The organism is Sphaerisporangium rufum, assembly GCF_016863395.1.
Taxonomy (GTDB): domain Bacteria; phylum Actinomycetota; class Actinomycetes; order Streptosporangiales; family Streptosporangiaceae; genus Sphaerisporangium; species Sphaerisporangium rufum.
The window spans coordinates 17975-32129 of the sequence record NZ_BOOU01000108.1; the positions used below are offsets into that span (position 1 = coordinate 17975).

General features: G+C 75.6%; 12 protein-coding genes. 8 read left to right on the forward strand and 4 right to left on the reverse strand.

The genetic code is table 11. The features are described 5' to 3' along the window. Positions 1-25 precede the first annotated feature (25 nt). Entirely contained in the window at positions 26-1057 is a 1032-nt protein-coding gene (locus Sru01_RS33505; RefSeq protein WP_203994399.1) for a helix-turn-helix transcriptional regulator, read from the reverse strand. Positions 1058-1202: 145 nt separating this feature from the next. Here Sru01_RS33505 and Sru01_RS33510 point away from each other — a divergent pair, with 145 nt between their 5' ends. The 7 genes from Sru01_RS33510 to Sru01_RS33540 all read left to right on the forward strand — a co-directional run bounded on the left by Sru01_RS33510 (position 1203) and on the right by Sru01_RS33540 (position 12123). Beyond that, a complete protein-coding gene (locus Sru01_RS33510) occupies positions 1203-5078 on the forward strand; it encodes a S8 family serine peptidase (protein WP_239138012.1) in 3876 nt (1291 codons plus the stop codon). Between the two features lie 99 nt (positions 5079-5177). Then, entirely contained in the window at positions 5178-5738 is a 561-nt protein-coding gene (locus Sru01_RS33515; protein ID WP_203994401.1) for an RNA polymerase sigma factor, read from the forward strand. After that, positions 5735-6556, forward strand: coding sequence for a zf-HC2 domain-containing protein (locus Sru01_RS33520; RefSeq protein WP_203994403.1), 822 nt, complete (start codon positions 5735-5737; stop codon positions 6554-6556). The genes Sru01_RS33515 and Sru01_RS33520 overlap by 4 nt, the downstream gene beginning before the upstream one ends. Positions 6557-6626: 70 nt before the next feature. Then, the gene (locus Sru01_RS33525; protein WP_203994404.1) at positions 6627-7433 is read left to right on the forward strand and encodes an ABC transporter ATP-binding protein; all 807 of its coding nucleotides are present in this window, start codon (positions 6627-6629) and stop codon (positions 7431-7433) included. Then, positions 7430-8812, forward strand: a complete 1383-nt coding sequence (locus tag Sru01_RS33530) for a hypothetical protein (RefSeq protein WP_203994405.1) — start codon at positions 7430-7432, stop codon at positions 8810-8812. Before Sru01_RS33525 ends, Sru01_RS33530 begins: the two co-directional genes overlap by 4 nt. A 206-nt stretch (positions 8813-9018) precedes the next feature. After that, positions 9019-9540, forward strand: a complete 522-nt coding sequence (locus Sru01_RS33535; protein ID WP_203994406.1) for a hypothetical protein — start codon at positions 9019-9021, stop codon at positions 9538-9540. A 237-nt stretch (positions 9541-9777) separates the two neighbouring features. Further along, on the forward strand, positions 9778-12123 hold the full coding sequence (locus tag Sru01_RS33540) for a glycoside hydrolase family 95 protein (RefSeq protein WP_203994407.1): 2346 nt from the start codon (positions 9778-9780) through the stop codon (positions 12121-12123). A gap of 126 nt (positions 12124-12249) precedes the next feature. Here the strand turns inward: Sru01_RS33540 and Sru01_RS33545 are convergent, their stop codons facing one another. After that, entirely contained in the window at positions 12250-12567 is a 318-nt protein-coding gene (locus tag Sru01_RS33545) for a hypothetical protein (protein WP_203994409.1), read from the reverse strand. 159 nt (positions 12568-12726) lie between these two features. Here Sru01_RS33545 and Sru01_RS33550 point away from each other — a divergent pair, with 159 nt between their 5' ends. Then, positions 12727-13017, forward strand: coding sequence for a hypothetical protein (locus Sru01_RS33550; RefSeq protein WP_203994412.1), 291 nt, complete (start codon positions 12727-12729; stop codon positions 13015-13017). A gap of 15 nt (positions 13018-13032) precedes the next feature. Here the strand turns inward: Sru01_RS33550 and Sru01_RS33555 are convergent, their stop codons facing one another. Both Sru01_RS33555 and Sru01_RS33560 read right to left on the reverse strand, forming a co-directional pair. Further along, on the reverse strand, positions 13033-13536 hold the full coding sequence (locus tag Sru01_RS33555) for an SRPBCC family protein (protein ID WP_203994414.1): 504 nt from the start codon (positions 13534-13536) through the stop codon (positions 13033-13035). Beyond that, positions 13533-13913, reverse strand: a complete 381-nt coding sequence (locus tag Sru01_RS33560; RefSeq protein ID WP_203994416.1) for a metalloregulator ArsR/SmtB family transcription factor — start codon at positions 13911-13913, stop codon at positions 13533-13535. The genes Sru01_RS33555 and Sru01_RS33560 overlap by 4 nt, the downstream gene beginning before the upstream one ends. Positions 13914-14155 lie beyond the last annotated feature (242 nt).

The window sequence follows — 14155 nt, forward strand, 5'->3', positions numbered from 1 at the left end:
GGGCGGTGCGCCCGGACGACCGCGATCAGCCGTCCAGGAGGTTCCGGCGGGCCGCGAACAGGCCGGCCTGGAAGCGCGTGCGGGCGCCGAGGTGCTCGCAGAGCGCCCGGACCCGCCGCTGCACCGTCCGCGGGCTGACCGCGAGCTGCCGGGCGATCGCGTCGTCCTTCATTCCCGCGGCGAGCAGCGCCAGGACGTCCCCGTCCAGTTCCTCGGGCGGCAGCGGGATGCCGGTGCCGGGCGGCCCTTTCAGCTCCAGCGGGGTGGCGGCACGCCAGAGCGTCTCGAACAGCCCGACCAGGGCGTCCAGCAGCGCGGACGGGTGCACGATCAGTGCCGCCTCCACCGCCCGGTCGTGGTCGGAGACGAGCGGCAGCATGGCGGTGCGCCCGTCGGCGACGGCGAGCTTGACCGGCACGGGCCCGAGCCGGGCCCGCTCCCCGTCCGCGATGGCCCGCCGGGTGTGCTCGTACAGTCCGGGCCGGTCGAACGCCTCGGGGCCGTAGATGGCGCGCGTCCGCGCCCGCCGCCGGAGCGCGCGCTGATGCTCCTCCGCGTCGCGGCTCACGTCGAGCGCGTACGGCGGGTGGACCAGCACGAGCATCTCCTCGGTGGCGTCCCGCTCGATCTGCAGGAACCGCCGGGCCACGGCGGCCTGCCCGATGACGACCTCCAGCACCTCGTGTGGTTGCGGACCGGTCCGGTCGGCCATCTCCGCGGCCAGCAGCGCGGCCGAGGCACGGCTGTGCGCGATCTCCTCCTGGCGCCGGGCGGACAGTCCGTCCACCGCGACCTGCGGCGGGGTGGCGATCAGCCGCAGCGGCCGGCCGGCGAGCCGGGTCACCAGGCCGAGGTCCTCCAGCCGCGGCAGCAACCGGCGGAGCGTGGCCGCCGAGGTGCCGGTGTCGGCGGCGAGCCCGGTCAGCGTCGCCGGCCCTCGGCGCAGCAGCGCGCGGTAAGCCGCCTCCTCGGCGGCCGAGACGCCGAGGCCGTCGAGCAGCCGGCGGTCCGCCCCCGCGACGGCCTGGCGCGTCTGCCTGGCATGGGAGTCGGCCACTGTTCGAGCCTAGGCGCCGGCCGGACAGGCCGGTTGGCGAATTTACGACAAGTCACCATCCCGCCTACGGACAACCGTGGACAGAAAAAACGACAGACCGTTATTAATGCGGATCACGTACTTGTCGAATACCGGAGGTCCGCTGATGCCCCGATGGATGGCGGTGGCCGTCGCCGCGGCGGCGCTCGGGGGCGCCGGGGTGACCGCCCCGGCCACCGCGGCGCACGCTGACACCGGACCGGCCGGGCGGTCCGCGCCGGCCACGCCGGCGCCACGAGGGCTCGCCGCCACACCGGCTGACACCTTCGACATCACCCTGGTCACCGGGGACCGGGTGCGCGTCACCGCCCTGCCCGGTGGACGGCGGACCGCCACGGTCACGCCGGCGCCGCGCCGGAACGGCCGGGTTCCGGCCTTCCAGACGCTGAACACCGGGCACGGGATGAGCGTCATCCCCGACGACGTGGCCGCGCTGGTACCCCACCACCTCGACTCCGCGCTGTTCGACCTGACGGCGCTCGCCGAGCAGGGCGGCGCCGACTCCGCCCGCGGCACCATCCCGCTCATCGTGACCGGCGCCGCGTCCACCGCGTCCACCACGTCCACCACGTCCGGTGCGCCGCCCGCGATCCCGGCGGCACGCCCGACCCGGCGACTGGAGAGCATCGGTGGCGCCGCCGTCACGGTGGACAAGGCGCACGCCACCGAACTCGGCGCCGCGCTGGCCACGCTGGCCCGCGCCGAGACCCGCCGGGACCGGTCGCCCACGGCGGCCGGGCCGCTGGCGGGCGTCGGCAAGATCTGGCTGGACCGCCGGGTGCGGGCCGTGCTGGACCACAGCGTGCCGCAGATCTCCGCGCCCGCCGCCTGGGCGGCCGGGTACGACGGGTCCGGAACGACCGTGGCGGTGCTCGACACCGGAGTCGACGCCGCGCACGCCGACCTCGCCGGAAAAGTGGCCGACGCGCGCGACTTCACCGGTGGCGCCGACCCGGTCGACCATTTCGGCCATGGCACCCACGTGGCCGGCATCATCGCGGGGTCCGGCGCCGCCTCCGGCGGCCGGCTGAAGGGGGTGGCGCCAGGTGCCACCCTGCTCAACGGCAAGGTCCTCGGCGACGACGGGTACGGCGAGACCTCCGGCATCATCGACGGCCTGGAGTGGGCGGTCACCGAAAAGCGCGCCGACGTCGTCAACCTCAGCCTCGGCGGTGACGAGCCCGGCGGCCCGCTGACCGCGGCGGTCGAGGAACTGGGCGGCAGGTACGGAACTTTGGTGGTCGCCGCGGCCGGCAACGGCGGGTGCGACCGGTGCGTCGCCGGCCCGGGTGACGCGGCGGCCGCGCTGACCGTCGGCGCGGTGGACCGCGACGACCGGCTGGCCGAATTCTCCAGCCGCGGCCCTATCCTTCGTGATATGTCCGTCAAACCGGACGTGACCGCCCCAGGGGTGGCGATCGTCTCGGCCCGGGCCGCGGGCACCTCGCCCGACACGCCGGTCGGCGACTCCTACGCCGCGATGTCCGGGACGTCGATGGCCACCCCGCACGTGGCCGGCGCCGCCGCGCTGCTGCGGCAGGCGCGGCCCGGCATCCGCCCGGCGGAACTCAAGGCGCTGGTCATGAGCACGGCCGACCGGCAGGACGGCACCTCGGTGGACGCGCAGGGCACCGGCCGGGTGAACGTCGCCGCCGCACTCGCCGGGCCGGTCGTCCCCGCCGCCGGCGGCCTGCACTTCGGCGACGTCGTCACCGACGGCGACCCGATGACCCGGCAGATCACCTACCGCAACGTCACCGATGTGCCGGTGGCGCTCTCCCTCACCGCCACCGGGACGCTCACCGTCTCACCGCCGGCCCTCACGGTGCCGGCCGGCGGGACGGCCGGCGTCACGGTCACCCTCGATCCCACCCGGGTCGAGCCCGGCCCGCTGCGCGAGGAACTGATCGCCGTCCCCGCCCGCGGGGACTCGATCCGCACGCTGCTCACCGGCCGGGTGGACGAGCCGCGCGTCGAGCTGCGGGTCCGCGGCATCGGCCGGGACGGCCGGCCCGCCCGCGGCGGCTTCTCCGCGCTGGACCTGGACCGCGGCGACGTCACCGGCCGGGTGCTTCCCGGCGACCCCGCCGAACCATGCTCCGCCGAACCCGACGGGCCGGGCACCTGCGTGCTGGTCCACCGAGGCACCTATTCGGTGCTCGGCCATCTGTACACGATGCCCCCGTGGCAGGAGAGCACGGCCGAGGACACGCCGCTGCACGTCAGCCTCGTCGGCGACCCGCAGATGCGGATCGACCGCGACACCGAGATCGTGCTGGACGCGCGGAAGGCCGTCGAGGTGCGGGTGCGCACGCCGGACCGGCGCACCAAGCGGAACCTGGGGGCCGCCGCCCAGTTCACCTGGTACCGCTCCGCGACCAAGGGGGACACCCCGGTCATCGGCGGCACGATGATCATGCCTGGCACGCAGATCGAGGAGCGGCTGTTCGTCCAGCCGACCCGGCGGGTCACCAAGGGCGAGTTCTCCGTCGCCACCCGCTGGATCCTGGACGCCCCCGCGGTCACCATGAAGGCGCCCGGCATCGAACTCGATCCCGAGTACTACCTGCCGGCCGCGTTCAGCGACTTCTCCGCCGAGTACCCGCGCCTGGACGGTACCCGGCTGCTGCCGGCGGTCGACGCCGGGCAGGGCCGGCCGGAGGACCTCAAGGGCAAGGACCTGCGTGGCCGACTGGCGCTGGTCCGCCGCACCGACGGCCTGCCGGTGGCCGAGCAGTCCGGGAACGCGGCGGCGGCCGGCGCGGCGATGGTCGCGGTCTACAATGACCGGCCCGGCGTCGACCCCTCCCCCGGCGGTTTCGGCACCCGGCTGACCGTGCCCACCGTGCGCCTGCCCGGCGAGCAGGGGCGGGCGCTGCTGGACCGGCTGCGCCGGGCCCCGGTACCGGTGCTGGCGGGCGGCACCGTCGCGAGTCCCTACCTGTACGACGTGCTGCTGCGGGAGCGCGGCCGGGTACGCGACGACCTCACCTACGTCCTGCGCGACCGGGAACTGGCGCGAGAGGATGTCGAGTTCCGTACGCAGCTCGCCCGCGACGTGACGGTGACCGAGGGTCGAGCCCCGTTCGAACCATGGGACACCTACTCGTTCACCACCCCCCGGTCGGTGATGAAGGCTCCGCGCACCCGGGTCACCTACACCGTCCCCGACCCCGACGTACGGTGGCTGAACGGCGCCACCACCCCCGAATACCCGTACAACAACAGCCGCCCGCACCCGGACACCTTCTACCAGGAACTCCTGGAACGGGACTTCCACGTGTTCCGGCCCGGCGAGACCCGGCACCGCACCTGGTTCGGCCAGCCGACGGTCTCCGGGACCAACCCCCGCCGGCCGGTGACCCGCGCCGGGGACGAGCTGCGCGTCTCGATGCGCGGATTCGTGGACGCCGACCGCAACTGGGGAGACGCCTACACCACCGCGTTCGAATCGGGCGTGCGCAGCTCCTTCCGGGTGTACCAGGGTGACACGCTGCTCGCCGAGACGGCGTACCGGCCGGACGGCACCGTGGCGCTGCCCGCCGAACGCGCGAACTACCGGATGGAGTTCGACGTGGAGAACCGCTCGCCCTGGGCCCGGCTGTCCACCCGGATCGGCTCGGTGTGGACGTTCACCTCCGAACGGCCCGCGCCGGGGACCGCCGCGGTCGTCCCGCTGCTGCTCGCCGGCTACGACATCGAGCTGGACGGGCAGAACCGCGGCGCCCCCGCCGCCATCGGCCTCCGCCTGTACCGGCAGGACGGCTCGCCGGCGGCCGGCGTCACCGACGTCTCGCTGGAGGTCTCCGGCGACGACGGCGCCACCTGGCGGCCGGTGCGGCGCCTGACCGCCACCGGGAAGGGCGCCTACACCGCCAGGCTGGACCGGGTGGAGTCCGGCTTCGTCTCGCTCCGGCTGCGCGCCGGGGACGCCGGCGGCACCCTGACCCAGGAGGTCATCCGCGCCTACGCCACCCGCTGACCGGAGCCACCGGGCCGGCCGGGCCGGTGGCGGTGCCACGTGTGACGTACGTCACCCCGCATCGGAGAACCGTGTGCCGGTGACCGGCGTCTGGCGAGTGTGAGAAAGCGGGCGGCGGAGGTGCGCCAGGCGGACGAGGAGACCCTCGTCCGCCTGGTGGCCCGCGGCGACCGGACCGCCTTCGAGGAGCTGTACCGGCGGACCGCGCCGTGGATCGTGCTGCGGCTGCGCCGCAGGTGCGCCGACGACCAGATCGTCGCCGAGGTGGCCCAGGAGACGTACCTGGCGGTCTGGCGGGCGGCCGGCGCGTTCGCCGCCGGGCCGGCCGCCGGCACCGCCGCCGGATGGATCTGGACCATCGCCGCGCACCGCCTGGTCGACGCGTTCCGCCGGCGGGCCCACCACGCCGGGCCGCCCGCCGCGGCGGCCGGCGCGGCCGTCGCGCCCGCCGCCGAGGAGGAGGCGCTGGCCGCCACGGTCGGCGGCGACGTCGGCGACGCGCTGCGCCGACTCGCCCCCGAACTGCGGCAGGTGTTGCAGGCCCTGGTGCTCGACGGCCTGTCGGTCCGGGAGGCCGCCGTGCTGCTGGGCCTGCCCGAGGGCACGGTGAAGACCCGCGCCCGCCGGGCGCGGATCGCGATGCGGGAGGCGCTGTCATGAGCACCGAGCACGTCCCGGACCGGCTGGCCGGCCGGTACGCGAGCGGCGATCCCGGCATCCCCGCGGACGAGCTGTGGGCGGTGGAAGCGCACCTGGAGTCGTGCGCGCGCTGCCGGGACCGGTTGCGGCTGATGCTGCCCGCCCGGGCGCCGGAGGTGGCCGCGCTGGTGGACGGCGTCTGGGCCGGGCTGTTGCCGGCGCTGCACGGCGCGGCCCCGGCACCGGGCCGGCGGCGAAGGCGGTCGCTCGCGGCCTGGCTGACGCCCGCCATGGTCCCGTGGGCCGGCATGTCGCTGATCGTCGCGGTGCTCGCCGTCGTCTTCGACGGGGCGTTCCGCGGCGCCGGCGCCGGCGGGGGCGTCGCGGTACTGCTGGCCGCGCCGGTGCTGCCGGTGCTCGGCGTCGCCGCCTCGTGGGCGGCCGGCGCCGACCCGATGCACGAGCTCGTGGCGGCCACCCCGCGGGCCGGCCTGCCCCTGGTACTGCGCCGCACCGCCGCGGTGCTGCTGGTGCTGATCCCGATCCTGCTGGTCGCCGGAGCGTGGACCGGAGTCGTCATCGCCCAGTGGCTGCTGCCCTGCCTGGCCTTCACCACCGGCACGCTCGCGCTGGGCGGGCTGGTCGGGGTGGCCCGGGCCGCCGGCACGCTCGTGGCCGCGTGGACGGTGACGGTACCGGCCCTGGCCGCGACGACCGGCCAGTGGACGGCACCGCTGCGGACGGACGTCCTGCCGGTGTGGGCGGGCCTGATGGTGATCGGCGCCGCGGTCGTGGTGGCCCGCCGCGGCGGCCACACCGCGCTCGCCGCCTCCCGGTGACCTTGCGGCCCCCGCCGACCGGCCGACCGGCCGGCCGACGACGACGACGACGACAGAAGGAGACCATGACATGACACGCCTGGTGGGCGCGGCCGAGCTGGCCCCGGCGGGCTACGCGTTCGAGGTACGGGCGGCCGGCCTGCGGTTACAGGCGGGCCGGCGGACGGTCGTCGACGGGCTGGACCTGTCGCTCGGCACGGGGGTGCACGGGCTGCTCGGGCCGAACGGCGCCGGCAAGACCACGCTGATCCGCGCGCTGGCAACCGTACTGCGCCCGGCGGGCGGGACCCTCGAAGTGCTCGGCCGGCCGGCGACCGGCCGCACCGGCCTGCGTGAGCCGCGCCGCCGGATCGGCTACCTGCCGCAGGAGTTCGGCTACTACCGGCGGTTCACCGTCCGGGAGTTCGTCGAGTACATGGCCTGGCTCAAGGAGGTGCCCGGCGCGGACGTCCCGGCGGCCACCCAGCGCGCCATCGACCGGGTCGGCCTGGCCGACCGGGCCGACCATCGGATGAAGACCCTGTCCGGCGGCATGCTGCGCCGGGCCGGGATCGCGCAGGCGATCGTCAACGACCCGGTCCTCCTGCTGCTCGACGAGCCGACCGTCGGGCTCGACCCGGCGCAACGGGTGCGCCTGCGCGAGCTGCTCCAGACGCTGGGCGCCGACACGTGCGTGGTGGTGTCGACGCACCTGGTGGAGGACGTGGCGGCGGCGTGCACCGGCGTCCTGCTCATGGCGGACGGCCGGCTGGTGTTCCAGGGCACCCCAGCGGAGATCGCCGCGGCGGGCGGCCCGGAGCATCCCGGCGACAGCCCGATCGAACGCGGGTACGCGGCGCTGCTCGCCCGTCCGGAGCCGGCCGGAGGCACCTGGTGAACGGCCGGATACTGCGCGTCGAACTGCGCCGGTCGATCGCCCTGTGGAGCGGCGCCCTGCTGGTGGTCCTCACACTGGGCTTCCTCTACCTGCTTCCCGGCCCGTGGGCGAGAGGCGACCTCAGGTGGACGGCGCAGTGGACGCCGAGCGCCTGGTGGATCCGCGGCCAGATCAACTTCGTCTGGCCGCTCGCCGTCGGGGCGGGCGCGTTGCAGGGCCTGCGCGACGCCCGCTCCCGGACCGGAGAGCTGTTCGCGTCCACGCCACGTCCGCCCTGGCACCGCGCGGCGGCCGTCGCCGGCGCCCTGGCGGTCGCGATGGCCCTGACCTACCTGCTGCTCACGCTGGCCGGGGGCGGGTCCGTGATGATGCACGGCGGCCCGTTCCACCTCGGCTGGACGCCGATCGCCGCGGTCGGCGTGCTGGCCCTGGTCGCCGCCGCCTGGTTCGGCCAGGGCGTCGCCCGGACGATCCCGTCCGTGCTGACCCCGCCGGTGCTCGCCGTGCTGACGCTGATCTTCCTGTGGGTCATGCTGGCGAGTGACACCGGCGCGGTGCTGGAGGGGAGACTGCCGTACCAGGTCACCCTGCTCTCCCCCGCGCTGCACACATTGCACTCCGAGTTCCTCACCACGGCGGGAGGTCTCGATCTCGGCCAGGCCATCTGGCTGCTCGGGCTGGGCGCGACCGGTCTGTGCCTGCTGGTCGCGGGCAGCGGCCGGACCCGGCTGCTCGCAGCGGTACCGGTGGCGCTCGGCGCGCTGCTCGCGCTGCCGATCCTGCCCGCCGGCCCGGCCCAGGCGTACGTGCCCGACCCGGCGGTGACGGTCCCGGTCTGTGCGGGGCCGGTCTGCGTGACCCGGCTGCACCAGGACCGCCTCGCCATGCTGGCCGGCCCGGCCCGGCAGGCGCTCGGGCTGCTGGCCCGGCTGCCGGACGCGCCCACCTCGGTACGCGAGCAGACCGGCACGCCGTCGAGCCGTACCCGGCCGGCGGCCGACCCGGCGGTGATCCCGGTCGACTTCGACGCCGCGGACTTCGACGGCGCCTCGGGGGTCGCGCTGCGGGACGCCCTGCTCGCCGGGGCCGGCGCGCCGCCGTGTCACGACCCGTACCTGAGCCCGGTCGAGCCGGAGACGCTGTTCCGCGAGCTGGCGGGCCGGGCCGTCGCCGCCGCCTGGTTCACCGGCGAGTTGCGCCCGTACCGGGCGGTGCCGTGGAGCCAGGGAGAGATCGACCGGCTGGCCCGGCCGGCGTACGCCGCGCTGCGCGCGCTGCCGGCCGCCGAGCAGCGCACCCGGATGGCGGCGCTGCGCGCGGCGGCGCTCTCCTGCGAGGGAGACCTGCTGCGCGTACTGGCGGGGGGTGGCACCGAATGACCCGGCGTACAGGTCACCCCGACGGTGGCCCGCCGCCGGCGGCCCGCCCGGCGGGCTCCCCTGATCGCAGCCCGGCATCGTCCCCCGAGCGGAGGGGTGCAACCGCTCGCGGCCCGGCGTCGTCCCCGGGCGGGCGGCCCGCCGGGCCCGCGCCGGGCCGGCGGTTCCCGGCACGATGGCCCTGGCTGTACGCGCGGTCCCGGCGGGTGCCCGCGTCGCTGGCGCTGGCGTCGGCCGGTACCGCCGCCATCGGGCTGCTCGCCGGCGGCGGACCGGCCGACCCGCGGCTCGCGGCGCTGCCGCAACTGCTGGTCGTGCTGGCGGCCTCGGCCGGGCTGAGCGGCCAGGAGCCGGCGCTGGACCGGGCCGCCGCCATCCGCTGGGCGCCCCGCCGCGCGCTGCACGTCGTGCTCGCCGGCCTGCTGGCCGCGGCGACGCTGCCGGTGCTGCAGGCGCTCGGCGGCCAGCCGATCACTGCCGGCTTCGCGGCCCGCAACGCCGCCGGGCTCGCCGGGCTGGCCGCCCTCGGCGCGGCGGCGGCCGGCGGGACGTACGCCTGGACGCCGCCGTTCGGCTGGTTCACCGTGGCGTTCTTCACCCCGCCGGTGAACGCGCCGGTGCTCACCTGGATGCTGCTCCCGCCGGGTGACCACGCCGCCGCCTGGACGGCCGGCGCCCTGGCCGCCGGCGGCCTCCTCTACTACGCCGCCGCGGGCCCCCGCCGGTGAACCTCCACGGCACCGCGGCACGCGGCCCGTCGCACCAGTCCGGCGGGCGCCCGGGTCCCTGGCGGAGGAAGGTCTCCCTCGACATCCCGGGCGGAGCCGGGAGGCGGCACAGAGTTCGGATGACTGCGCCATTCGATTCCTCATCCTGTTCATCGGAGAACCCGAAACGTGATGGGATGCCAGGTATCCGCCGGAAGAGGCATCGGCGGCGACCACCACGCCGCCGCAGGTGATCCGATGACCGGTGACCTCGCGGCCGACCGGCGAAGGGAATTCATGTCCGCCACGCTCTGGTACCGGCGTCCGGCCGGGACATGGACGGAGGCGTTGCCGGTCGGCAACGGGCGGCTCGGCGCCATGGTCTTCGGCGACCCGCGCGCCGAGCGCATCGGGCTCAACGCCGACACCTTCTGGTCCGGCGGGCCGCACGGGTCCGGCGTGACCGGCGGGCCGGCGGCGCTGGCCGAGGTGCGCCGGCTGCTGCTCGCCGAGAACGACCGGCTCGCCGCCGGCGACGCGGCGCGGGCGCTGCAGGGTCCGGAGAGCGAGTCCTACCAGCCGGTGGGCGACCTGCTGCTGGCCTGCGACGCCCCCGCCGAACCGGCCGGCGGCTACCGCCGCGAGCTCGACCTGGACCGGGGCGTCGCGGTCACCGTCGCCGGCGGGGTCACCACCGAAGTGCTCGCCTCCGCGCCGGACGGGCTGCTGCTCGTCCGGGTCACCGCGCCGGCCCCGCTCACCCTGCGCGCCCGGCTGCGCGCCCCGCACCCCGGCACGGCCGTCACCGTGGCCGGCGACCGCACCCTCGTCCTCACCACCCGGGCCCCGGCGCACGTCGAACCGCACGGGGAGGTGCCGGAACCGGTGGTCTACCGCGACGATGCCGGCATGCTCGCGGCGGTGGCGGTCCGCGCCTGGACCGGCGACGGCGCCGTCACCGTGACCGGCGAGGAGCTGGCCGTCACCGGCACCACCTCGGTCACCCTGGCGGTGGCCGTGGAGACCTCCTTCCGCGGCTGGGACCGGGCCCCCGGGAACGACCCCGGCGAGCCGGTCGCCCGCTGCCTGGCCACGCTCGACGCGGCGGCGGCGTACTCGCCGGCGGAGCTGGTGCGGCGGCACGTGGCCGACCATGCGGCGCTGTTCTCCCGGGTCTCGCTGCGCCTCGCCCCGGACGCAGGGGCGCCGGCCGCGGACGAGTTGCCCACCGACGAGCGGCTCGCCGCCGTCCGGGCCGGCGCGGACGACCCCGGCCTGGCCGCGCTGCTGTTCGCCTACGGCCGGTACCTGCTGATCGCCTGCTCGCGGCCCGGCACCCAGGCCGCCGGGTTGCAGGGCGTCTGGAACCAGGACGTGCGGCCGCCGTGGACCGCCGGCTACACCACCAACATCAACCTGCAGATGAACTACTGGCCCGCGGAGACCACCGACCTCGCCGAATGCCACCTCCCGCTGGCCGGCCTGGTCGAAGAGCTCGCCGAGTCGGGGGCGCGCACCGCGCGCGAGGTGTACGACTGCGCGGGGTGGACCGTCCACCACAACACCGACCTGTGGCGGACGACGTGGCCGGTGCCGGGCGACCCGATGTGGTCGATCTGGCCGATGGGCGGCGCCTGGCTGGCCCGCCACCTGGTCGAGCCCGCCGAGTTCGCCGATGACGACGGCCCGCGGCCGGCGCGGGCGTGGCCGGCGGTGCGCGGCGCGGCGGAGTTCCTGCTGGCCAACCTGGTCCAGGACGCCGCGGGCCGGCTGGTCACCGCGCCGTCCACCTCACCGGAGAACGTCTACCTGGACGAGCGCGGCCGGACGGTCTCGGTGGACGTCGCCGCCACCATGGACCGGTGGCTGGTCCGGGAGCTGTTCGGCTCCGCCGCCGGCCTGGCCGCGCGGGCCGGGGACGCGGCGTTCGCCGGGCGGGTGCGGGACGCGCTCGCCCGGGTTCCCGAGCCGGAGATCGGCCCGGACGGCCGGCTGCTGGAGTGGTCGCGGCCGTTCACCGAGGCCGAACCCGGCCACCGCCACCTCTCCCACCTGTACGGACTGTTCCCCGGCACGGCGATCGACCCGGACACCACTCCCGGCCTGGCCGCCGCCGCCCGCAGGTCCCTTGCGGCCCGGCTGGCGGCCGGGGGCGGTGGCACCGGGTGGAGCAGCGCCTGGGTCATCTGCCTGTGGGCCCGGCTCCGGGACGGCGCCCGGGCCGCGGCGGGCGTGCGCGAGTCGCTGTGCGAGCACACCGCGCCGAACCTGATGGGCCTGCACCCGCCGCGGATCTTCCAGATCGACGGGAACCTGGGGTTCACCGCGGGGGTCGCCGAGATGCTGCTGCAGAGCCACACCGGCGTGCTGCGGCTGCTCCCCGCGCTGCCGCCCGGGTGGCCGGCCGGCTCGGTCACCGGACTGCGCGCCCGCGGGCCGGTCCGGGTCGACCTGGACTGGTTCGGCGGCCGCCTCACCCGGGCCGCCTTCACCGCCGGCCGCGACCGCAGCGTCCGGCTCGCCTACCCCGCCGGGATGACCGGCCCGGCCGAACTCCACCTCACCGCCGATGAGCCCGCGGTGCTCACCTTCGATCCCCGCTGAGCCCGGACGCCGGCCACCACCGGCCGGACGCCGTCGCCACCCTCCACCACCGCTCTCCGGCGCCGCCGTTCTCTGACGCCGCTCCTCAGTGCCGGCCCGCGGCTCGCCTTCGCCGCCGGCCGGATGTCAACGCTGGTACGGCCCGGGAGCCTGCTGCCCCTGCGGGTGCGGCGGTTGCGGAGCGCCGTAGCCCGGCTGCTGCGGATAGCCCTGGTACGGCGGCTGCTGCACCGGACCGGGCAACGGGTACGGCCCCGGCCGGGTGCTCTCCCGCCGCTCCGCGGTGGCGCACGCCGCCGCGGCCACCATCAGCCCGATCCCGCCCAGCACCGCGATCTGCGCCCGCTGCAGGTCGACAGGATCGTCATCGGTCAGCCCGCCGCCCACCCCGAGGAACAGCAGGATGGAGCCGAACATGAGAAAGATGATGCGCCCAGCAGTCATGACCGAATTGTAGGGATAATCACCGATCCAGCGGCTCGTTCCCCCGAACAGCAAGTAGAGACGTCCCGGCGCTCGCGACGCCATCGCAGGCCGGACATGGCCACGATGAGACAGGCCTCCCGGAGGCTTCCATCAGGATCGCTCGGTACGATTTTAGGCATGAGCGGGGGCAGGAAGGCCCGGATCACGATCACCGTGGATCCCGACGTTCTCGAGTACGCGGAGCATCTCGTCGCGGCAGGGAAGGCCACCGGCGTCGCGGCCGTCTTCAACGACGCCATCGCGAAAAAGCGCGTCACCGACCACCGTGCGCTCGCCCTGTTGCGCGAGCGTGCCCGCCAAGCCGACCCCGCCCGAGTGTCCCGGATGATGCGACACGTGAACCGCCAACTCACCGAGCACGGCTTCTCAGCACTCCGCCCGGATCGGGCACTCCCTGCCGACCGCTGAGGCGTGGCCGGAAGGCTAGGAACGGGCGGGGGACAGCCCGTCGTAGTAGGGCTTCATTTCGGGGTAGTAGTCGCCGAAGTCGGGGGTGGCCGAGCCGTCCCGCGCGGCCACGAGCTTGTCGAGGTAGTACTCCCAGCCCGGGCCGACCTCACCGATGCCGTCCTCGGTGTCCAGGTGCTGGGTGAACCGGAGCTCCGTCACACCGTCCACCTCCGACAGCAGCAGCTCGAGCCGCCAGACACCGCTCTCGTCCGCCATCGACAGGGCCAGCCGGCGCGGCGGCTCGCAGGCGTCGATGCGCGCCTCCGACCATGGTGTCCCCTCCTCGAACGCCAGCTGCACCTTCACCGTCCGCCCGGGACCGGCGTCGCCCTCCCACGGGCCGTACCAGCGCGCGGTGCGCTCGGATTCGGTGATGCTCGCCCACACATCGTCGGCGGACGCGCGGAACGTCCGGTTGAGTACCAGGTCAAGACCGCTGCCGGTGTCGAGCAGCCGTCCGGTGGGGGTTCGGGTCATGCGATGTTCTCCTGGTTCTCGTCGTTCTTCGCTTGCCGTTCGGCCACCGCATCGCGGGCACGGCCGCGGCGGGTCCGGTAGACCTCGGTCTCCAGCGCGTCCAGGCGCCGCTCCCAGCCGGCGGGCGCGGCGAACTGGGCCAGCCATCCGGCCAGCTCGGCGAACCGCTCCGCCCGCAGCAGGTAGAACCGCCGGCGGCCGACCAGCTCGTCGGCGACCAGCCCGCTCTCCCGCAGGACGCGCAGGTGGCGGCTCACGGCGGGCCTGCTGATCGCGAACCGCTCGGCGATCTCGCCGGCCGGCAGCCGCTCCTCGCGCAGCATCACCAGGATCCGCCGCCGCACCGGATCCGCGATCGCCCCCGCCACTTCGTCCACAGCAAAAGCGTAACCCATAGGTTACGGATTACGCCACCCCTGTTTTCGGACGTCCGAATGGGATGCGCCATCCGGCGCCGTCAGGACCCTGACGGCGCCGGCGGGCCGGCCACCGCGCCGGAGCGAGCGGACGAGTGAGCGCCAGCTCGCCGCCACCAGGTGCGCGGACAGCAGAGAGGTCCCGCACCGGACGGCGCGGGACCTCCCCTGGATGCCGTGATTCAGAAGTCGAACTCGCCTTT